Annotated in this window: 25 protein-coding genes; 8 read left to right on the top strand and 17 right to left on the bottom strand. The window is 61.9% G+C overall.

The annotated features are described in order from the left end of the window. Nucleotides 1-45: 45 nt before the first annotated feature. Complete coding sequence (locus JQ629_RS34405; protein WP_212416390.1) at nt 46-636, top strand: NADPH-dependent FMN reductase; 591 nt, start codon at nt 46-48, stop codon at nt 634-636. Nucleotides 637-645: 9 nt separating this feature from the next. Here the strand turns inward: JQ629_RS34405 and JQ629_RS34400 are convergent, their stop codons facing one another. From JQ629_RS34400 to JQ629_RS34390, 3 genes are all read right to left on the bottom strand, one after another. Further along, complete coding sequence (locus JQ629_RS34400) at nt 646-813, bottom strand: hypothetical protein (protein ID WP_212416389.1); 168 nt, start codon at nt 811-813, stop codon at nt 646-648. Nucleotides 814-821: 8 nt separating this feature from the next. Beyond that, nucleotides 822-1055: a DUF6894 family protein gene (locus tag JQ629_RS34395; RefSeq protein WP_212262141.1), complete on the bottom strand. Its 234-nt coding sequence runs from the start codon at nt 1053-1055 to the stop codon at nt 822-824. Between the two features lie 415 nt (nt 1056-1470). Beyond that, a complete protein-coding gene (locus tag JQ629_RS34390; protein WP_212262138.1) occupies nt 1471-1653 on the bottom strand; it encodes a hypothetical protein in 183 nt (60 codons plus the stop codon). Nucleotides 1654-1899: 246 nt separating this feature from the next. On the opposite strand from JQ629_RS34390, the gene JQ629_RS34385 reads away from it, so the two are divergent. The 3 genes from JQ629_RS34385 to JQ629_RS34375 all read left to right on the top strand — a co-directional run bounded on the left by JQ629_RS34385 (nt 1900) and on the right by JQ629_RS34375 (nt 4567). Continuing rightward, on the top strand, nt 1900-3306 hold the full coding sequence (locus tag JQ629_RS34385; protein ID WP_212416388.1) for an adenylate/guanylate cyclase domain-containing protein: 1407 nt from the start codon (nt 1900-1902) through the stop codon (nt 3304-3306). Nucleotides 3307-3334: 28 nt separating this feature from the next. Beyond that, on the top strand, nt 3335-3724 hold the full coding sequence (locus tag JQ629_RS34380; protein WP_212389651.1) for a cupin domain-containing protein: 390 nt from the start codon (nt 3335-3337) through the stop codon (nt 3722-3724). A gap of 351 nt (nt 3725-4075) precedes the next feature. Next, nucleotides 4076-4567, top strand: coding sequence for a septal ring lytic transglycosylase RlpA family protein (locus JQ629_RS34375; RefSeq protein ID WP_249135471.1), 492 nt, complete (start codon nt 4076-4078; stop codon nt 4565-4567). Nucleotides 4568-4594: 27 nt separating this feature from the next. Here JQ629_RS34375 and JQ629_RS34370 read toward each other — a convergent pair whose 3' ends face one another. The 3 genes from JQ629_RS34370 to JQ629_RS34360 are packed head-to-tail and all read right to left on the bottom strand — an operon-like array spanning nt 4595 to nt 6035. Next, nucleotides 4595-5170 (bottom strand): histidine phosphatase family protein, encoded by a 576-nt coding sequence (locus tag JQ629_RS34370; protein ID WP_212416386.1) that lies wholly within the window; start codon nt 5168-5170, stop codon nt 4595-4597. A gap of 13 nt (nt 5171-5183) precedes the next feature. Further along, complete coding sequence (locus tag JQ629_RS34365) at nt 5184-5672, bottom strand: DUF6644 family protein (protein ID WP_212416385.1); 489 nt, start codon at nt 5670-5672, stop codon at nt 5184-5186. Nucleotides 5673-5678: 6 nt separating this feature from the next. Then, nucleotides 5679-6035, bottom strand: coding sequence for a DUF6152 family protein (locus JQ629_RS34360; protein WP_212416384.1), 357 nt, complete (start codon nt 6033-6035; stop codon nt 5679-5681). 213 nt (nt 6036-6248) lie between these two features. Here JQ629_RS34360 and JQ629_RS34355 point away from each other — a divergent pair, with 213 nt between their 5' ends. Both JQ629_RS34355 and JQ629_RS34350 read left to right on the top strand, forming a co-directional pair. Continuing rightward, a complete protein-coding gene (locus tag JQ629_RS34355) occupies nt 6249-7313 on the top strand; it encodes an AI-2E family transporter (RefSeq protein WP_212416383.1) in 1065 nt (354 codons plus the stop codon). Between the two features lie 414 nt (nt 7314-7727). After that, entirely contained in the window at nt 7728-8696 is a 969-nt protein-coding gene (locus tag JQ629_RS34350) for a hypothetical protein (RefSeq protein WP_212416382.1), read from the top strand. Nucleotides 8697-8709: 13 nt separating this feature from the next. On the opposite strand, the gene JQ629_RS34345 is transcribed toward JQ629_RS34350, so the two are convergent. The 8 genes from JQ629_RS34345 to JQ629_RS34310 form a co-directional block, all read right to left on the bottom strand. Further along, nucleotides 8710-9621, bottom strand: coding sequence for a ketopantoate reductase family protein (locus JQ629_RS34345; protein WP_212416381.1), 912 nt, complete (start codon nt 9619-9621; stop codon nt 8710-8712). 7 nt (nt 9622-9628) lie between these two features. Beyond that, nucleotides 9629-10231, bottom strand: coding sequence for a pyridoxamine 5'-phosphate oxidase family protein (locus JQ629_RS34340; protein WP_212416380.1), 603 nt, complete (start codon nt 10229-10231; stop codon nt 9629-9631). 38 nt (nt 10232-10269) lie between these two features. After that, a complete protein-coding gene (locus tag JQ629_RS34335) occupies nt 10270-11352 on the bottom strand; it encodes a helix-turn-helix transcriptional regulator (RefSeq protein WP_212416379.1) in 1083 nt (360 codons plus the stop codon). A gap of 125 nt (nt 11353-11477) precedes the next feature. Then, nucleotides 11478-12542: a histidinol-phosphate transaminase gene (gene hisC, locus JQ629_RS34330; RefSeq protein ID WP_212416378.1), complete on the bottom strand. Its 1065-nt coding sequence runs from the start codon at nt 12540-12542 to the stop codon at nt 11478-11480. A 116-nt stretch (nt 12543-12658) separates the two neighbouring features. After that, on the bottom strand, nt 12659-12811 hold the full coding sequence (locus JQ629_RS34325; RefSeq protein WP_212416377.1) for a hypothetical protein: 153 nt from the start codon (nt 12809-12811) through the stop codon (nt 12659-12661). A 249-nt stretch (nt 12812-13060) separates the two neighbouring features. Further along, nucleotides 13061-13918, bottom strand: a complete 858-nt coding sequence (gene pdxY, locus JQ629_RS34320; RefSeq protein ID WP_212416376.1) for a pyridoxal kinase PdxY — start codon at nt 13916-13918, stop codon at nt 13061-13063. Nucleotides 13919-14090: 172 nt separating this feature from the next. Then, nucleotides 14091-14435 (bottom strand): tRNA-binding protein, encoded by a 345-nt coding sequence (locus tag JQ629_RS34315; protein WP_212416375.1) that lies wholly within the window; start codon nt 14433-14435, stop codon nt 14091-14093. Between the two features lie 143 nt (nt 14436-14578). Next, nucleotides 14579-15028: a hypothetical protein gene (locus tag JQ629_RS34310; RefSeq protein WP_212416374.1), complete on the bottom strand. Its 450-nt coding sequence runs from the start codon at nt 15026-15028 to the stop codon at nt 14579-14581. 148 nt (nt 15029-15176) lie between these two features. Between JQ629_RS34310 and JQ629_RS34305 the strand changes: the two genes are divergently transcribed. Continuing rightward, on the top strand, nt 15177-16238 hold the full coding sequence (locus JQ629_RS34305; RefSeq protein WP_212416373.1) for a dipeptidase: 1062 nt from the start codon (nt 15177-15179) through the stop codon (nt 16236-16238). Nucleotides 16239-16943: 705 nt separating this feature from the next. On the opposite strand, the gene JQ629_RS34300 is transcribed toward JQ629_RS34305, so the two are convergent. The 3 genes from JQ629_RS34300 to JQ629_RS34290 form a co-directional block, all read right to left on the bottom strand. Next, the gene (locus JQ629_RS34300; RefSeq protein WP_349631364.1) at nt 16944-17561 is read right to left on the bottom strand and encodes a GyrI-like domain-containing protein; all 618 of its coding nucleotides are present in this window, start codon (nt 17559-17561) and stop codon (nt 16944-16946) included. Nucleotides 17562-17777: 216 nt separating this feature from the next. After that, nucleotides 17778-17993, bottom strand: a complete 216-nt coding sequence (locus JQ629_RS34295; protein WP_212389661.1) for a hypothetical protein — start codon at nt 17991-17993, stop codon at nt 17778-17780. A gap of 249 nt (nt 17994-18242) precedes the next feature. Then, the gene (locus JQ629_RS34290) at nt 18243-19076 is read right to left on the bottom strand and encodes a hypothetical protein (protein WP_212416372.1); all 834 of its coding nucleotides are present in this window, start codon (nt 19074-19076) and stop codon (nt 18243-18245) included. 340 nt (nt 19077-19416) lie between these two features. Between JQ629_RS34290 and JQ629_RS34285 the strand changes: the two genes are divergently transcribed. Beyond that, nucleotides 19417-19686, top strand: a complete 270-nt coding sequence (locus JQ629_RS34285) for a hypothetical protein (protein WP_212416371.1) — start codon at nt 19417-19419, stop codon at nt 19684-19686. Nucleotides 19687-20548: the final 862 nt, after the last annotated feature.

Genomic DNA, 20548 nt, shown 5'->3' with positions numbered 1-20548 from the left:
CACCGGCTCGCGCGCTCCCGGCAGTCGTGCTAGCCTGCCGCCACCATGACCCATCGCATTCTGGTCCTCTACGGCTCCTATCGCTCTGACCGCATGGGCATCCGTCTCGCCCAGTTCATCGTCGAAGGCCTGCGCGGCCGCGGCGACGATGTCGAGCTGATCGACGCCAAGGCGGTCGGCCTGCCAATGCTGGACCGGATGTACAAGGAGCATCCGAAAGGCCAGGCGCCGGCGGTGCTCGAAGAGCTCGCGGGGAAAATCCGCGGTGCCGATGGCTTTGTCTTCATCACCGGCGAATACAATTGGGGCATGCAGCCCGGCCTCAAAAACCTCACCGACCATTTTCTCGAAGAGTGGTTCTGGCGCCCGGCCGCCATCGTCAGCTATTCGGCCGGCCGTCTCTCCGGTGCCCGCGCCGCGACCGCCTGGCACGGCACGCTCTCCGAGATGGGCATGGTGGTGATCTCTTCCACGATCGGGGTCGGGCCGATCGCGCAAACCCTCTCAGACGACGGCAAGCCGACCGGCGAGGCCGGCAAGGCGCTGGAGCGGGCGTTTCCCCGCTTTGCGGATGATCTGGCGTGGTGGGTGGAAGCGGCAAAGGCGCAGCGGGCGAGGAAGGCGCCTCCGTATTGAGCCGCTAAGTCAGATTGCAGCAGCGCCTGCCGCGCCATGCTTGGCGTACCATCTCGGTCCCGGGCCGCGCATGTAGTGGCGCTCGGGCCGGTAGCCGTCGAACGCGCGGTCGATCAGGCGATGCCACCCCGTGACGAGGCTGCGGAACAGCGGCAGGATGATCTGGGCGGTGCTCATGACAACCCTCAATTCGGCTTGCCGAGAACGGACGAGAAGGAGAGCTCGAAGATCTCGTCGTCGAAATCGTCGCTGACATGCACGACCCAGTCGCGCCAGTCTTCCGCGCTTTCTTCCATGATCAGCGATCGCACCACGCAGGCGGCGCGGTCGCGCGCCTCGGCGAGGTTGCTCACGACAGCGCCGAACTGATCGACGCGAACTTCGCGGGAGCTGGAGCAGTGGAAATAGACCTGGGCCATGTCGGTCTCCTTCACCAAGCGAATCGAATCTGTGTCTCAAAGTAACAGCGGCGGATTCCGCTGGATATTCCGGTAGAACCCCGACGGGGAATTACGGGGATGTCCCGCAACGTGACAGCAAACCTACCGGGACGAATCATGCCTTTCCGTGATTCACATCACGCCGATTCCGTTAACGTTTGATTAACCAAACTCGCGCAGGATTTCCGCCATGGGATCGCAGCGGAACCGGATTCGAGCCGGCAGTTGCAAGAGAAGGTCGGTGGCGTAACGCCCGCCGGCCTTTTCTCTTGGTGGCGCGTGGTTGGCTTCCGGTTCGAGCTTCAAACAAGCGTGATTGCTAATCCCCTCCAGGGATGCGGCAATTGCGTTCAAGCAGGGTTGACGGAGGCATAGCGGAGGAGCAGGCGATGACTTACGCCCGCGAATTGCGCGCAAACGTCATGCTGATCTCGGAGCGCGTCTTGCTGACGTTGGAGAGGATCTCGCCCATCAGCTTCAGGTTGGCCATCATCTCCTGGATCAAGAACCCGCCCGCCACGCGTTCGAGCTGCTCGGCGGTAAGCTCCTGCGCCTTAGTATCACGATCGTGCGTCATGGCGGTCTCCTGTGGGTTGGCCGTAAGTGGATTGCATCCGCGTGCATAGGTTGGCCTGGCGGCGCGGACCCGGCCGTGATCCGGATCACGTTCTGGCGGAATCCGGCTTTTGCTTCCCCGCTCGTTGAGCTTCACCGAGGCAGGTCGCTGGTTGGGTTACTTACGGCGGACAAGTCGCTTAGTTGTGTATGCAAGGGGATCGCATAGCGGGTGTTCGCGTCGCCTTCTTTCAGGTAGCATCGGCGCATGACTGAAACCGAGACCCTGTTTGCCGCCCTGCGCCAGTCGGCCGACGAAACCATCGTGGACATGTTCGAGCGTATGGTGCGGGACGCGCCGGACCATGCCCTGAACAAAATGAACGCATTGGAGATCGCGACCAAAGAGGGCCTCGACGAGGAGCAGGTCATCGCAACACTCCTGAATGCGGTCGGGCTCGGCATGTTCGAGATGACATGGAACGTGATGTGCCCGAGTTGTGCCGGGGTGCTTTCCGCCAATAAGAGCCTGAAGACGCTCAATAGCGCGCAGTACAATTGCGCGTTCTGCGCCGCGGGCTATGAGACGACGCTCGACAATCTGGTCGAGGTGACCTTCACGGTGAGCCCGCGTGTGCGCAAGATCGCGGCCCATAGCCCTGACGAATTGTCGGCGGCCGAATATTATCACCAGATATTCTGGAGTTCGGCGATCGATCTTCCCGGCGACGTCGAGAAGCTGCTGGGGGAGGTCACGCTTGAAATGGTCGACTTGCCGCCGGGCGAAAGGGCCATCCTTTCGCTGCAGGCGCCGGAGGGCACGTTGATCGTGTTCGATCCCGTGACGCACGCGGCCCAGTTCATCGAGGTCAAGGGCGAGGAGACCGGTGAGCGCCAGAATCTGTCCGTGATGTTCAACAAGGTCCAGGTTCCCGTCGATACCGTCGCCTTGCGCCCCGGGCCGCTGCGGCTGGCGCTGGAAAACCGTACCGACGGCCGCGTGTTGCCGGCGGTATGGGTGGCGAACGCGGCGCTGGACGCCATCCTGACGCGACGCAAGCCCGTGCTCACGGCAACGCGCCTCCTCACCAACCAGACTTTTCGCGACATCTATCGGACCGATACGCTCGCGATCGGCCAGAGGCTCAAGATTCTGAGCCTGACGTTCTTGTTCAGCGACCTCCGGGGCTCCACTGAACTCTATGAACGCGTTGGCGACCTCACGGCCTTCGATCTCGTCAACGAGCATTTCAGGCTGTTGCAGGAGATCATCGCGTCCGAACGGGGCGCCGTCGTCAAGACCATTGGCGATGCCGTGATGGCGACCTTCGAGACACCGGACCGCGCCATTGCCGCGGCGATCCGCATGCGCGAGGCGATGAGCGACCTTGGCGCCGAGCGGCAGCATCAGAGCCTGAGCTTGAAGATGGGTATCCATGAAGGGTCGTGCCTCGCGGTAACGCTCAATGCCCAGCAGGACTATTTCGGCCAGACGGTGAACATCGCCTCGCGGGTCCAGGGCCTTGCGGCGTCACGCTCGATCGTGGTGACGGAGCAGGTGGTGGAGAACGCGAAAGCCCGGTCTTTGCTTGAGACCAAGGGACTCAAGCCAACACCCAGAAGCGTGGCGTTGAGCGGGATCGCGGACAAGGTGTCGGTCTACGAGATATCCTGATTACGATTGGCAACACGGAGACGAAGCCATGAACAAGCCCGTGCCCGTCAACCCGCCCGAACTGCGTTCGACCTTCGTTGCGGCATCGTCGATGCCCTGGCAGCCAACGGACTTCGACGGAATCCAGATGAAGATCCTCTACAAGGACGACGAAGGGCGCTCGACCATCCTGTTCAAGATGGCGCCCGGCGCGGTCGTGCCGCTGCACGAGCATACCGCGCTCGAACAGACTTTTATGCTCGAAGGATCGCTGGAAGATGCGGAGGGCAGCTGCGGCGCGGGTGACTTCGTGTGGCGGCCCGGCGGCAACATCCACGTCGCGCATTCGCCCAACGGGGCGACTTTCCTCTCCGTTTTCAATCGGCCGAACCGCTTTTTCGATGGCAGCAAGTTTTTCACGTCGGACGAGCGGAAGTAGGACAGGGTAGGGCGGTAGAGCCGAACGAGAAATCCGCCGTCAGCGGTCATCCAAGGCGGCGGATTACGCTAGCGCTGATGCCACATCCCGCCTGCGACACCCACGAGAGCTGTGACCCAATCACCACACCCAACGGAATTGCGCTGGCGGGGCGGGGTCTGACGTTTTCCGGCCCCGGTTCCGCCCCGATTGGATTCGGACGATAGGCCGTGCTGGTTTTCGGCTTGGGCTGGGGCGCAAGTTGGGGATCGCAACATGTCCATCGACCGCGCTGCTACTTCGTACGTCGACATCGGAACGAACCGCACTCAACGCCAGGCACCGCCTTGGATGCCGGCCGCGGGGAAGGTTATGCGGCTGCTTGCCGTTGGCGTGGCAGCGGCATCGCTGGCGGCCTGCTCGCAGACCTCGGGCGTCAGCCAGAAATCCGAACTCCGCGCCAGCCGGGTGGCATCGCTGGACCATGATCGATTGTCATCGCCCATGATCAAGAGGCGCGTGGCGGCGACAAGAAAGCACACCCGGTTCGCGTCGCGCAAAGATGCAGGCAAGCCCAAGACGACGGCCTCGCATGGGGTGGCGAGTTTCTACACCGAGGGCACCAAGACCGCGAGCGGTGAAAGATTCAACACGATGGACATGACCGCGGCGCATCCGACATTGCCGTTCGGCACCAAGCTGCGCGTGACGGATGTCTCGAGCGGCAAGTCCGTGACGGTGCGGGTCAATGACCGCGGTCCCTACGTTCCGGGGCGTGTCGTCGACGTCTCCTATTCCGCGGCCGACGCGCTCGGAATGGTCGGAAAGGGCCTCACCAATGTCAAACTCGACGTGGTGCAGTAGGGGACAGGGACAGGCTGTCGCTGCATGTCAATCGAGCAGCAGACGGCCGACAGGCTCGATGCGGTCGGCGCTTCCGCTTCGGACCACCACGATCTCACCGCTTGCCGGCGAGATCGTGGTGAGGGCCAGGATGTTCGCGCCGTGCGTCACGACCAGAAGGTTGCCACGGCCGGTCCATTTGCCGATCACCGCGCGGGCACCGGCGGTCAAAGCCGCTGTCTGATCGCGCAGCACGACCACATTGCCGAATGTCGGCGCGGCTTCGACCGGTCCCAGTTCCAGCAGGGTTGCCGTGTCCATGCAGCGACACCATGGCGAGGCGAGGATTTGATCGACCGCGATCTCCTCCGACTTGAGCCGCGCGCCGATCCTTTTGGCGTCGGCGCGGCCCTTGGCGCTGAGATTGCGCTGGGTGGCGCAGTCATCGACCCGGAAGCCCGGCGGATCGCCGACGCCACCCGGCGCATCGGCATGGCGCATCAGCGCGACATGCCCGCCCGCGCGCAAGGCGGACCAGGCCGCGGCGTCGTCGGCGCGCGCGGTCTCCGCCGCGGGGGCAAGGCCGAGAAGGAGGGCGACGATGGCGAAGCCGTTGCGGCGCATAGCGGCGACCTTCTCAAAGATAAGCGATCAGACGCCCGGCGCAGACGGCGCCGAGCCACAGCAGCAGCGACACCAGCGCGGTAACCTTGGCACCGGCGGGGGCTTCATCGTGCCAGAGCGCCGCGCGCCGCCACGGGCCGGCTTGGGCGATCACGACGTTGACCAGGGCGGCGGCGATCAGCAACAGCTTGGCCTGGAACGCCGGGTTGCGCACCACGTGCGACGCGTCCGCGCTGAACAACAGGAAGCCCATGCTGATCGCCAGCAGAAAACCGATGCGTGACAACGGCAGCAGCAATTTCGCCATCGGCGCGATCGGGATTGCGTGCCCCCATCCGAGTAGCCTCAAATCGAGTGCCAGGATCGATCCCACCAGCACGACGAAGCCGAGGATATGCAGGATTTCGACCGCGGGATAGAGCGCGGGCGACGAGCGCATCAGATGACCCAGCGCGCTTTCCTGCAAGGCCAGGAAGATCGACGCGGCGGGTTGCTGTTCCACGCGGGCTTATCGCAATTCGATGCGCTTGCCGTCGAGAACGACGTATTCGATGCGCGCTTCGTCCGGCTTGCTGGTATGGGGATAGCCGAACACGGTGCAGGTCTTGCCGGGCGCGATGAGGTCCGCGGTGATGCCGCGCGCCTGCATGCGCGAAGGCGGCGCCAGCACGAAATGCCAGAGCTTGCCGCCATCCTCCATCTCGATCTCGCAGTGCGGGTTCTCGAAGGTCGATTTCAGGATATTGCCGGTCACCGTGAACGATTTCGAGGTGTCGTATCCGCCCCAGCCGTGATGGGCGGCGGCAGCGCCTGGCGCAAGGGCAGCCGCTAGCGAGAGGAACAGGCGTCGGGTGATTGTTGTCATGACGGCCTCTGCACGATGGAGGACAACACCGATCCGCGCCGGATTCATAGCGGGTTTTGCATGACCGTTCAAATGATCCGGAATAATGCACGCCGCCATCGGGCGCCCGAGGAGGCAACGATTGTGACCGTCAAAAGTTCTATACGCGAAGTTCGAGGAGCGCCGTCCGGTTCATTGCCGCGGCAGAGCGGCAAAGTCACAAGGAGACCGGCGGTGCGCAGGATTGAGGATCAAAGTTTTCTGCTGTTGTTGCTCGTGGTCAGCATCGCGTTTGGCTGGATTCTGGAACCATTTTACGGCGCTATTCTCTGGGCCACCGTCGCCGCCGTCATTTTTGCGCCGCTCAATCGGAAACTTCTGGTCAGGACGGGCGGGCGACCAGGGATCGCTGCCCTGGTTACGGTCCTGATCATCATCGCAATGGTCATTTTACCCCTGGCGATGATCGCGGCCTCTCTGACGCAGGAAGCCTCCAGTCTTTACGCCAAGGTCCAATCCGGAGAGTACGACTTCGCCCGCTACATTCAGCGGATATTCGATGCACTGCCGGCCTGGGCCACAGGTCTGCTTGATCGCTTCAACCTGAACAATCTCCCGGCGGTTCGCGACTGGCTGGCATCCGGCGCGATGAAGGGTGGACAGGTCCTGGCCCCTCAGGCGCTCAACATCGGCTTGAACACCTTCGATTTCATGATTGGCCTCGGCATCATGCTGTATCTTTTGTTTTTTCTGTTGCGCGACGGCAAGGCGCTGGCGGAACGGATCAAGCGGATCGTTCCCCTTCGCGCAGATCAAAAGACGGCACTCTTCGGCAGATTCGCCGATGTCGTCCGCGCGACGGTGAAAGGTGGCATCCTGGTTGCCATCGCCCAGGGCACGCTTGGCGGGCTGGCGTTCTGGTTTCTGGGGATTCACGCGCCGCTTTTATGGGCGGTGTTGATGGCCTTCCTGTCCCTTCTGCCGGCCATCGGCTCCGGCCTGGTCTGGGTGCCCGTTGCAATTTACCTGTTGGCAAGTGGCGCCGTGTGGCAGGGCGTCAGCCTGGTTGTGTACGGGGTGCTCGTTATTGGACTGGTGGACAATCTGCTCCGTCCATTCCTGATCGGGAAAGACGCCAAGCTGCCAGACTATGTCGTGCTGATTTCCACGCTGGGCGGCATTGAAGTGTTCGGCTTGAATGGCTTCGTCATCGGCCCGGTGATTGCAGCGATGTTCATGGTGACCTGGGAGAGTTTCTCCGTCTCCCGGCAGGGCAACGCCGCCGGGGCTACGGGCTAACCCGCCAATTGGCCGCTTGCTGGCCGTTGTCACCGCTCTGTCATAGTCCTTGCTTGGCCGGATACAAGCTATGGAGAATTTTATCGATAGTGGATCGTTCGATGCGTCGACGTTCTTTAGGCTATATCTGTATGGATATATCGAGGTTTAGGCTATATTTTACTGGATATATCGAGTCGTGCGTCGAACAGCGTGCGAGTTCCCAAAGGTTCCCGTGAACAGAATATTAGGATCAACCAGCGATGGAAAGTTCCATCGGCGCACTTGAGATTGCAACTTAAGGTTTTTTTAAAGCGCTCTCCCTCAAATCGCAGACAGGTGTCTACACAATCAGATCGATCTCGCGTCGGTCTGTCGCCGCCTGCATTGCATCGGGTGATGACGATGCCGGGCACGGTCCTGGAGTCGCAATTCATGAACTTCCCTGCAGCGCTCATCTCCGCAGGTCTGGGCGCAGCATTCCTGGCGGCCGAGCTAACCTTCTATTATCAGCCTGCCTGGATCAATCCCGACTACGCGTTGGGCTTGATCTTCTCCATGAGGCATTCGAAAGCGCGCACCGCAGTCTCGCGCTTGCTGATCAACCCGCAGTCGACGGAATTCAGCACGCTGCGTTCGGTGGAGGAAAACGCCGCGAAATATGTTTGCGGCGCCGTCAAGGCCAAGGATAAATCCGGAAAATATGTCGACTTCCGCAGCTTCGTTTACACCGTGGCGACCGACTCTGCCCGCATCGATGACGATGGTTTGATCTCGCATAGGCACGGCGCGTTCAGGGCTTGCCCGATCTCACCGGAAGACAAGGTATCGCCCGACGGGCAATCGATGGTGAAAGCCATTGAGAAGGTCGTCCCGTCCGTCGTCTCCTCGGCCATGTCGACCATCGGGACACAAATGCCGGCGGGAGGCGGGTCCGGAGGGTCACTGGAACAACAGGTTGGCCACATGGCCAACCAGATGACGGGAGGCCCGCTGCCGGGAGGCTCGTCGGGCTCGGGAAGCTATTCCGGTTCTGCAAGCTCTTCCGGCTCAAAGTCCGGTTCGGCGGGACAACAGGCCAATTCGTCCTCCAACGCCGCGCTCGGCAACGAGAGCGGCTGGAGCAGCGACCGGCCGCCGGCCGCATGGCCGATGTTTCCGCTGGATCACCCGCTGGCGCGGTCGGCGCCGAAACGGACCGCGGGCCAGGCGATCGCGCTCGCAAAAAAGATCGAGGACCGCTGGGAGCAAGCGAAATCCGGTAACGCGAAGGCCCGTCCTTCAACCGACGAGATCCAGGAAGCCTGCCGCGCGCTGCTTACGGTCAGTCCGAAAGACAGCAAGTTTCCGAAGGCGTGGGCCGCCTTCGTGCGTTTACGAAAAATCGACCGCGAGGCGGCTTGACGTTGCCTGCATGCTACGTCCGTCTCCCGGACAATTCCTTGCCGCGCTCCGCCAGCTTCACCATCACCTGCAGCGCCTGATTGGTCGGCGTGGGAATGCCGAGTTCAGCGCCCTTGCGCACCACATAGCCGTTGAGAAAGTCGATCTCGCTGGGCTTGCCGCGCGCCAGATCCTGCGCGGTGGAGGACATCTGGTTCGGCATGTTGGCGGGAATCTTCATGATGTGCCCGGTGATGTCGTCTGGGATCGCGACCCCGCTGGCACGGGCGACCGCGATCGCCTCCTGAACCGCGCGGGCGACGACATCCCTGGTGCCATCGACTTCCAGCATCGGTCCGTAGGAAATGCCGGCCACGGCGGACAGCGCGTTAAAGGCGCAGTTGATGATCAGCTTGCTCCACAGCGTGACTTCGATGTCGTCCGATATCGTAACGCCGACGCCGGCGGCTTGTAGCGTTTGCGCCAGCGCTTCGCTGGCTGCCGAGGCGCCGATCGCAAGATCGCCGCCGCCGTGATGCCGGACATGGCCGGGACCGGCCATCTCGCTGCCGACATAGACGACGACGGGAATTACGGCGTGGCCGATGATGGCGGCGAGACGCGGCGCGTTGTCGACGCCGTTCTGCAGGCTGAGCACGGAGGTTTCCGGCCGCAAGCGACCGGCCAGCGACCGGCCGGCCTGCTCGGTATCGGCCGACTTGACGCACACCAGCACCAGATCCGGGGAGGCGAGGGCGCCAGCGTCGGTTGCGGCTTTGGCGGGCAAATGTCCCTTGAACGCCTTGGTGTCGAGCAGCAGGCCGTTCGCGTTGATGGCGTCGACATGCGGCTGCCGGCCGATGAACGTCACCTCATGTCCGGCCCGCAGCAGCAATCCTCCATAGTAGCAACCGACCGCTCCGGCGCCGACGACCGCGACTTGCATGCTGTTCCTAGCCCTTGAAGGTGGGCTGGAGTGGATGCACGTAATCCTTAAAACTGTCAAAGCCCTTCCACACCGGTTCGGGCGCCTCATATCCGGCGCGCGGCGCGTAAACCGAGGGATCGTTGAGCTGCATGTCCGGGATGTAGCGCGGACAATTCGGAAAGATCACGCGCGCGGCGACCCGGACGATCAGCTGCGCGCCGACGGTGCTGGCGAGCAGCGGATCTGCGCGGCTGACGGTTGCCGTGCCGTTGACACGCAGGCGCTGCGGCCTGCCATGCATGGCGATGAACAACAGGCCGACATCGGCGTTCACCAGAATATTGCCGAGGCTCTTGAACATGCCATTGCCGTCGTAATCGGGGAAAGCGAGTTCGGACGGCCCGGTGACGGTCACGAAGCCCGGCATGCCGCCCTTGAACGAGCAATCGGGCCGGCCCTCGGCGTCGGCGGTTGCCAGGAAGAAGTACGGCTGGTTCTCGATGAACACCCGGTCATCAGGTGTGAATTCCTCGCGGGAAAATTCCTCCAGACGGTCGGAAATCCGGCGGCTGTCGAACTGATCCTGCAGCCGGCGATTGCCCTCGTGAAACATGACGGTATCGGTCATCGCTTGCCTCCTCGGTCACAGGGCGGTCGGACAGGTGCTTACAGCAGCTTTGCCAGCACCGCGACCAGCTCGGCCTGCCGGTGCACGCCGGTCTTGGCGAAGATGCTCTTGAGCTGGCTCCGCGCCGTCTCCTTTCCGATCCCGAATTGATCGGCGACGTTTTCCAGGGACTCGCCGAGCGCCAGCTGGGTCGCGAGCCTGGCTTCCGCCTGGGTCAGGTGAAACACCGTACGCAAGTTCGTTTCCGGCGTTGGAGACCGGCTATCGGGATCGATCAGAATGACCATGGCTTGGCAATCGGCCAGTGCGTTGGCGGTCGAATTCGAGAGTCTCGCCGGGTACGCAAGCAGCGGCCGGCCGGTCGCACGAGGCAACGCGACCGGCGCGGAAAGTCCGCCGGTCGGACGCCACAGCAAATTGTGAAGGGCGCGGTTCAGGGCCGTCGTCGCCCGCGTATCTCTTGCGGTCAGCTGGCCGTTTACGATCCTGATATCATCCACCAGAAGGCGTTCGGCCGACGCATTTGCCTTGAATACATGGCCATGGCGGTTGATCAGGACCACCGCCGTGCCGCTCATTTCAAAAGCTTCCAGCGCGCCGGCGGCGGCCGAAGCGCTGAGCGCGCGGGCGATCGCGGCGCCGGTCGAAAGCCGGCTCGAGATCCGCGCCAGTTCGTCCTTTTCGTCCGCCGAAAAGGGTCCCTGATCGATCGTTCGCTGCAGCGCCACGGCCCAAAGGTCATCGCCGCAAGCAACCTTGATACCGGCGTACCAGCGCAGGCCGTGCGGTGCGAGGAACTCCTGGTAGTAGGGATGTTTGGCGATCTCATCGGCGCTGTGGCCGTCGAAATCGTCGGCGACCCCGCGCTGCGTCAGGGTCGGGACGGTGCGCATTCGCTCATCCTGCGAGTGCCAACCATCCCGGAAATAGTCTTCCATCACTCTGGAAACGTTTTCGGTATAGGGGACATTCGGGAGGGCGTCGCCCGACAGGGGCAGCATGACGGCCCCAAAGCTCCCGGTGGCCGAGGCCACGGAAGTCAGCGCCTGGACCCAACGCGTAGGATCAAGGCCGGCTTCGGCAAATTCCTGTTCGGCGGGGCCGAAATTCCACGCTGGCAAGGGTTCTCCCGGTCGCAAGCTAGAATCTGAAGCTGCCCAGAAATACGCCGGGGTCGCTGGGAAGGCAATAACCAGCCCAAATTTGCCGCGCTTACCGTATTCCAACGGGTTAAGATTGATCTCCCCTAGGCGCTACCCAGGATGTCCGACAGCGCGGACAACAACCGGTCGGTTTGCCCGTCGGTGCCGACGGTGATCCGCAGATAGTCTGATATCCGGGGCGCTGCAAAATGGCGGACGATGACCGCGCGCTGGCGCAGCGCCGCGGCCAGCGCCGCGCCCTGATGCGCCGGATGACGCGCGAACACGAAGTTGGCGGAGGACGGCAGCACGTCGAAGCCAAGCCGTGCCAAGCCTTGGGTAAGCCGCTCGCGGCCTTCGATCACGCTTGCGCGGCTCTTCTGAAACCAGGCTTCGTCCTCCAGTGCGGCGATGGCGCCGGCCTGGGCGGGGCGGCCGAGTGGATAGGAGTTGAAGCTGTCCTTTACCCGCGTCAGCGCCTCGATCAGGCCGGCGTCGCCGATCGCATAGCCGACGCGCAAGCCCGCGAGCGCCCGCGATTTCGACATGGTTTGAACGACCAGCAGGTTCGGGTGCGAAGCGACCAGCGGGATCGCTGTCTCGGCGCCGAAATCGACATAGGCCTCGTCGATCACAACGGGCGCGTCGGGATGTTGCTCCAGCAAGGAAGCGATCTCGGCCCGCGACAGCGCCACTCCGGTCGGCGCATTAGGATTGGGCACGATGATCGCGCCGGCGGTGCGGCGATAATCGGCGAGCCGGATCCGCATGGCCTCATCGAGCGGCACGGCCTCATAGGCGATGCCGAACAGGCGGCAATAGACCGGGTAGAAGCTGTAGGTGATGTCGGGGAATAGCAGCGGCGCATCGTGCTTCAGGAGGGCAGCGAAGGCGTGGGCCAGCACCTCGTCCGAGCCGTTGCCGACGAACACCTGCTCGGGGCGCACCTTGTGGTAGGCGGCGAGCGCCGCGCACAGCGCGGACGCCTGCGGGTCAGGATAGAGGCGCAGCGTATCGGCGGCCTCGCCATGGATTGCTTCCAGCACGCGCGGGGAAGGGCCCAGCGGGCTTTCATTGGTGTTGAGCTTGACCAGATCCGCGATGCGGGGCTGTTCGCCCGGCACATAGGGTTTCAGGTCGTGCGTCAGGCGGCTCCAGAAACGGCTCATTTATTCTCCAGCGAGCAGAGAGAGAGTAGGTCGGATTAGCGAAGCGTAATCCGCCATCTTGGATAATCCAAAAACGGCGGATTGCGCTATCGCTAATCCGTCCCACAGCGTCAGGCTCACTTCAAATTGGCGAACATTATCTTGAGTGCGAGGATCTGTTCGTACTGCTCCTTGGTCACCTGAACGCGTGCCTTGCCACCCGACGCGGCGTTGAGTTCTTTGTCGGAAAGCGCATCGGTCTGAGCGGTCTGGGCGTTATCGACTTTCATGGCATTCCTCCCTCTGGCAGGTGGGGCGCGACCACCGCGACCCTTTCTGTGATCTGGAGCATGTCTCGCGCCGAACGCGAGTTCCGTGACTCGCATCACGCCTGAGCTTTTGAGGTTTGAACCTGATGACGATCTCCAGCGATGTCGTCGTTCCGGGATGGTCCGCAGGACCAGACCTCAGGGGCGCAATTGCGCCCCTGGGAATCTCGAGATTCCGGGTTCGATGCTTTGCATCGCCCCGGAATGACGCTATCGACTGCGCACCGCGACCGCCTCGAACCGCCGCTTCGGGTGGACGAGCAGCTCAGCGGTCTCGACAATCCGCATTTCCTCCGTTCCGCGCGCCGCGGTGCGCTCCAGCACGGCTGATATGGCTGACGCCGCGTGGCCGAGCGCTTCCGGTGTGGCCTTGTTCTGAACGCGCGCGGAGGTGAACAGCGCGGCGAACAGGTCGCCGGTGCCGTTCGGGCTGATGGGAACTTTCGGCGTGCGCACGCGCCAGGCGTTTGACGGCTCGATGGCGAGGGTCTCGATCTCGCCGTCAGGCGTATCAGACAATTCGGCCGACGTGACGACGACCGTCGATGGACCGTGTGCCATCAGCGCGCGCGCTGCTTCGATCATTTGATCCGACGTGGAGGCCTTCGCCCCGCACAGCCATTCGAACTCGAAATGATTGGGGGTGATGATGTCGGCGAGGCCGCACAGCCGGTCGCGCACCAGCGGCGGGATGTCGGCTTTCACGAACAGGCCGCGGTCGCGATCGCCGAGCACGGGATCGCAGACATAGCAGAGGGCCGGGTTGTGGGCCTTGGCGCGCGCGACGAAGTCGGCGACGACAGCGGCATTGTCAGCCGAGCCGAGATAGCCCGACAGGATCATCTGACAGGTGTCGACCGCCCCGCGCTCCTCGATCCCGCGCAGGAGATCGGCGACCAATTGCGCCTCCAGCACCCGGCCGCGGATGGTTGGATAGCCCGGCCGGTTGCTCAGCAACGTCGTCGGCACCGCAATGACGTCGATGCCATGCATCTGCATCGGAAACACCGCGGCAGAGTTGCCGACATGGCCGTAAGCGACCTGGGACTGGATGGAGATGACGGTCATGAAATCGAATGTAGCCCGGATGGAGCGCAGCGCAATCCGGGGATTAGGCAGGGTGGGGACGGCCCCACGTCATTGCGAGCGTAAGCGAAGCGATCCACATCTCCGCTTGCCGTTGGCTCATCCGGGCTACTCGTTTGCGGCCTCATGCGTTTCGCGCCGGCGTAACATTTGGTCAGAAGACCGGTTCGCCGATCGCCACCTCGCTGCGCGGGCCGAGGACGATCACGCTGCCTGCCGCGTCCTTTGCGCCGAGGATCAGCAGTTCGGATGTGAAGCCCGCGATGTTCTTCGCACCCAGATTGCAGACGCAGACGACCAGTGAGCCGAGCAGGGCTGCGGGCTCATAGTTCGTGATCTGCGCGCTCGACCACATGATCCTGTCACCGCCGACGTCGACGCCGACCTTGAAGGAGGGATTGCGCGCGCGGGGGAACGGCTGGATATCCACGACCTTGCCGATCCGGATGTCGAGACGGGCGAAATCGTCGTAAGTGGCCGGGGCTTTCAGAGGGGACATGTCTTGCGTATGGCACATTAGCGATGTCATCGGAAGTGAGTTGCGCAGGCAACCGTCCGATGGACGTCTCGCGCCAAGCGGTGAGCCGCGGCGGATGAGCCGAAGACGTAATCCGCCGTTTTCGTATGAGCCCAGACGGCGGATTACGCCTTCGGCTCAATCCGCCCTCCAGATTTCTTCGAAATTCTGATCGACACGGAGCCGCGGCGCATGTCGGTGATCCCTGACGATCTGAGAAATGCGCGCCGCTGGACGAAACCCTCATCGGGGTCTGCTGTAATACAGCCGTCCTGCAGCACATCGTCGAGGAATACGCGGACATCATAACCGTCCGCGATCAGCGCCAAATGATTGCGGTAGCCCGGATCGAACATCACTGACGATACACGGCCGAGGAAATGCTGTTGTACACAGCGGCGGAGTTCAAATGCGTCCGCGGTCATCACGCGTTGCTCCAAATCGATGCGTGATGCTGGCTGAATAATGCTTTGGCCTCCGATTTGTTCCTCCGTTAGCTGTCGTCCCTGCGCACGCAGGGACCCATACGCCGCGGCGGAATTATCGGGCAGGATGCTGGACGACTTTCTTTGCAACAAACCGCTCCCTGTGGCTATGGGTCCCTGCGTTCGCAGGGACGACAAGCTGGCTACTTGCTCATTAGAGGTTGCACACGGACAAGTTCTGCGGAAAATTGCAGACGATCTCGCAACTCGCGATATCTGTCACGGGCACCTGTAAACAATGACCACCAACATTTCCATCTTCGACGGCCATAACGATGTCCTGCTGCGTCTTTACAAGTCGGCTTCCGGCGACGTGGTGTCCGATTTCCTTGATGGCGAAGACGCCGGCCATATCGACCTGAAAAAGGCCAGGGCGGGAGCTTTCGTCGGCGGTCTGTTCGCGATGTACTCGCCATCGCCAGGCAACTTTGCGTCGCTCAGCAAGCAGATGACGGGCGGACAGTATGCGGTGCCGCTTCCTGATCCGCTTCCCATCGAAGAGGCACGGAAATCCGTCGCCGGTGAGCTGGCGATCCTGATGCGGGTTGTCAGGGGATCGCAGGGCGCCGTGGCGCTTTGCAAGACGACCGCCGAGATCCATTCGGCGATCGAGCGCGGAGCGCTGGCGGTGGTGCTTCATCTGGAAGGCGCCGAAGCCATCGACGGTGATCTGCATTTTCTGGAGGTGCTGTACGCGGCGGGCCTGCGCTCGCTGGGACCGGTCTGGAGCCGTAACAACATTTTTGGTTATGGCGTCCCGTTCCAGTTTCCCGGCGGGCCGGATATCGGCGACGGCCTGACCGCTGCCGGTGAAAAGCTCGTTGGCGCCTGCAACGAAATGAAGATCCTCGTCGACCTCTCGCACATCACCGAAAAGGGCTTTTGGGATGTCGCGCGCCTCTCCAAAGCGCCGCTGGTCGCGACGCATTCCAACGCGCATGCGTTGTGCCCTTCGCCGAGAAACCTGACCGACCGGCAATTGGCCGCGATCCGCGATTCCGCCGGCATGGTCGGTCTCAACTTCGCGACCTGCTTTCTTCGCCCTGACGGCAGCATGATCGAGGATACGGATGTCGAACTGATGGTGCGTCAGCTCGACTATCTCATCGACAAGCTCGGCGAGGACCACGTCGGATTTGGATCGGATTTCGACGGCGCAACCGTGCCGGCGAAAATCGGCTCGGCGGCCGGGCTGCCCGTGCTCATCGGGGCTCTCCGGCAAAGCGGATACTCCGAGCCGCTGTTGAAGAAGCTGGGCTCGACCAATTGGCTCAATCTGCTCGAACGCACGATTGGCTGAAACCGGGAACCGTCGCTCTCCTGGCGACCACGCCTGCCGCCCGCGGCGAACTTCGGCTGACCCGTCTCTCTTTGCGCTCGCGCGTTCCTCGGAAAATTCGGGGTACTCCGAAAGAGTAGCTGTTGTTCGCGCAGCTTTGGAATGCGGACCTGCTTCAGGCGCGCGAACTTCACTTCTGGGGCGGACTCGTGTTTCCAGAGCCAGCCCTTGGCGAACCGCCCCACGATCCGTTATTCGAGATCGGGGTGATAAAATCCCTGTGCAGGGCGGTTGGTCTATTGGCGCCATTGAACAGCACGGTAACGCCCGTGTTGCTATGGCTCACTTCGACAACGATCCCAGTCTGCCCGGCCAGTTCCGGGCATCGAGCGGCTCCGAGTTCACTCATCTTAAAACGAGTGCCGGCGACCAATCTGGTGGTTTCCTGATCCATCCCTGAAGCTATTCAATAGTGAAAAGGTCTTTCCGGCTAAAATGCAATGGTGCCAACTGGTTATAATAATTAATTGCGCGACTCAGGCAGCGGCTAATTTAAGTACGTTCCGGGTTCGGTCGTCTGTCCGATATCCGACATTACGAGGGCAGCTGCCACTTTTTCCCGGGAATCCGTATGAAGCGAGCGACCTCGAAACCGGGAACCCGGGGCGTGTACGGCGCTAATTAATATTGGTCGCAGGCTGCGTTCTTTTGGTTCAAAGGGCGGCCTCAGCCAGCGCTTCTGACCGGTTGCCGCAGGATCGTCTTGAGCTTTTCCGGCGGCGTCCGGCGTGCATCGCTCAGATAGATCTCGTGATGAGGCCCTGCAAACGTCATCCCCATCGCAGGCATGATCTCGTGGTGAAGCCTGGCGAGCACCGGGCCTTCGTCGTCATAGCTGCCGACATGCAGCGTCTGCAGGCATCGCCCTTCGTCCAACGGCTCGAGGCGCAGCGAGACCGGAGGCTCTCCGAGCTTGTCCCGCGATCTTGCAAGGGCAGCCTCGTACAGGGGCCGCTCGACGAAGTCGGGCACCATGATCATCATCGTCCATTGCCACAGATGCTTCCGCCGCCCGACAAAATCGTCGGGATTGTCGGCCCACCAAAGGCCTTCGAGGGGCGGAACGACGTAGTCTTTTCCCGATGCGGTCTTGCTGGCAAATTTCATCGCGTAGCTCAGCGAATACAGCCACTCGATGGCGCGCTGATAGGCTGGATCACGATTGGGGTCGCCTTCGCCGTTGATCTTGACGAAACGCATGGCAGGCATGTCGACGGTGACAAAACTGCCGTTGGGCGCGCTGTAGAATGTTGCGAGCTGCGTCTTGAAATCGATCTTGTCCACGTTCGTCACGGTTCGCTGGATGCTGCGCTGTGCCGCGTTCCGGTCCAATCCGCCTGCGGTGGCGCGATCCGCCGCTTGAGACACGTAGCGACGGATCGCGCACCGCGAATCCGCCGTGCAGGCTGAGAATGGTTGGCAGGCATGTCGCCAACGTCAAGCGCGACGTGGCGCGCTAGCAGGCGAGGGCGCCTCTCATCCGAGAGGCGGCGCATTGCATCATGCTTCGTCTTTGGGCACGTATTTGCCCGCGATGCATTTGTATCTCTGTAGTTTCCATTGGTGATACGGACCCTTGGCGAGCCAGTCGGCAATGCCGATTTGCGCATTGACCATACAGGCGGTCATGGTGATGCCCGACTGCTCACTGTTGGTGACGACTTTCTCCAGGCATAGCTGGCCGTTGCAGAGAACGGCGACAAGAGTAACGAGCATGGCGTCCTTCGTTGATAGGAAATTCCCGGTCAACTAACTCCATGCAGGCTTCATGCCATGATTCTGCATGTGCCGTACGCAGCCAAAGGCTTTCCCGGTAGTACTACGGGCGCGCGAAACCAAACGCCGCAAGCGCGCTATTCGGTGGGAGATTAGCGCAACGGGTCCGTCCAATGCGTGGCCCGATGACAGGCTCCGGCGTAACGCGCCGCTTTAGAAAAATACGTAACGGCAGATTACGCCTACGGCTCACGGGCTGCGAGGCGACCATGGCCATGACACTGACGGTTGCGGTTTTTTGGCTTGCGGCCGCACCGGGGGCGGCGCCGGCTTTTGCGACTGGGCGACATTGGCTGCCTGCCGCGGACGCGGCAGTGGTGTTCCGGGCATCACCTTTGGCTCTTCAGGGATCATCTTTGGCTCTTCGGACATCGCCTTTGGCTCTTCGGGCAGCGCGTTTAACTCCGAAGCGCTGGCGATGATGCGGGCGAGTTGTTGCTGGCTTGCGTTGACCCGTTCGGTCAGCGTCTGGCTTTCGCGCGCCATCTGGATCTGGCTCGCCCTGAGCTGGTCGATGACCGCGTTGTTGCGCGCTATTTCTTCCCGGCCCGCCGCGAGCTGGCTCGTGAGATTTTCATTGTCGCGGACCAATTGTTCTTGCCTCACCTTGAGGTGTTCGAGTGATTGCCTCAAGGCCGCGAGATCGCGCGCCATCGGTTGGAGTTGCTGCTCCAATCCGGCAGACGCGGCAACAGCAGCCGGTGCGGCGTCTTTCGGCGCAGCGGCTTCCGGTGCCGCCTGTGCCAAAGCTATCGGAGCTGAGGGGGCCGTCATCGCCGTATCAGGGGAGGATGACCACCACCAGGCGACGACACCAATGCATGCTGCCAACAGGCAACCGGCGACAGCCACATGGCGCCAATCCGCCAATCGATGACTCGTTGGCGGCGGGGCGCTCGGCGTCTTCATGCTGGGCGGCGGGGCCGAAGGACTAAATCCCCCTTGGCGCGCCAGGTTCGAAAGCTGCTCCTCCAGGCTCGCGATCTGCCCTTCGGCGAGCCTGTCGCTCATTGTGGAATTCATTTGGTGCTCCGTATCAAATGCAATGGCACCCGCCTGAAAGTGATCCGCACATCTGTGTTTTAACGCAGCCGAGGAGGCGGAACTATGTTCACGGCCGGAGAACTACGGAAGGAACTCTGACCCTTTGCGCGCGCTGCGTTCATCGCCAGCTCGCGTAGCCCGCACGCGAAAGTTCCAGCGATCCTTCACGGCGTCTCGTGCGACCAACGCGCGGTTCTGCATTCCATGATCACCATCATCACATTCTTGCATCACATTTTTGTGCGTCGCACCATTGAACTATTGCAGCGCAATAAACGACTACTAGATCCGCATTCCAAGCCATCGAAGGAGAATTGCCGTGAAGAAGATTACCCTGTCCGTCGCTGCCGCCGCCATGTTCGCGATCACGGCCGCTGGCGGCGCTGTCGCAGCCGAGTTGCCGTCTTATGAACGGTCAGGCTTGCCGGTCTCGGCCGTGCAGCTTCAGGTGCTCGGCGTTGAGGGCGTCCAGGAAGCGTCACCCGTTGCCACATCGGTCACGGCAGTTCAGCTCAGCGTCCTGACACCGCGGAGCAAGATCACGACCGCACAAGGCCGCAACGAAACCGTCGGCCGCGCCATTCAGTGAGGACAAATGCTTGATCGGCGCTTCAACTGGCGCCGATGCACGAGCACCTTGTCGCGTTTGCAAGAAGTCCGCGATGTCGTCGCGGGCTTTTTGTCGTGATGAGGGCGTACAAATGCGAAGCAACGTGTTGTTAGGAATTGATCCGCGCTGATTTGCGCGACTCCGATTCGTTCCTTGCGAACAAACTGGAGTCGGATGGAGAACAAAGCGGCCTTGGCTGATCCATGCTGCGTAGGGGCTGGGCAGTAGGGCGCCTTTGTTGTGTCGATCATGACAATGATAGTCCTTGCGTTCGCGATCTCGCGGCGTGAAGCGTCCGAGTTTTGCGACTTGCTGACCCTCCTGAAGCGAGGAGGGCGCAGGAAAAGCCGGGTGCTGTATCCGCGGTCTCGTGTGCGGTTTGCACAAAACAAAGTGCACACGAGCATACAGGGCAGCGGAGAACATCCGACATTCCCTGCGCAGTGGCATTACGGCTTATATCGAGCTCTCCCTGGTGAACGGGCTTTCTTGCCACCATCATCCCCTGATCAGCGTTTGGCTTCTCAGGAACTTGACGCCAGCAACGGGGCGCCAGGACCACACGACTTCGCCGTACGCCTCAGTGCCGTTCGTCGCCAGTACATCAGCGTCCACCGCAACCCGCCCAACGTCCGTGACGACGGCCGACGCCCTTCTGAGTAGGACGGGATGACCAGAGATGTGCCCCTGATTTGCTTTCGGTAAAAGCGAAATATTCTTTATTTCCGGGGTTGATGTGATTTCGGAAAATCAGCAGTGATTTGCCCGACGAGGCTGGGCAAGAACCTGCGTCTAGCTCGTGCAAGGGAGCGCTTGGCGGCAAGGGGCGAACTGTTGCGAG

It is taken from the genome of Bradyrhizobium sp. AUGA SZCCT0222 (genome assembly GCF_018130205.1).
Classification (GTDB): domain Bacteria; phylum Pseudomonadota; class Alphaproteobacteria; order Rhizobiales; family Xanthobacteraceae; genus Bradyrhizobium.
The sequence above is the reverse complement of the archived record's forward strand: the minus strand, read 5'-3'. Positions and strand labels throughout refer to the sequence as shown.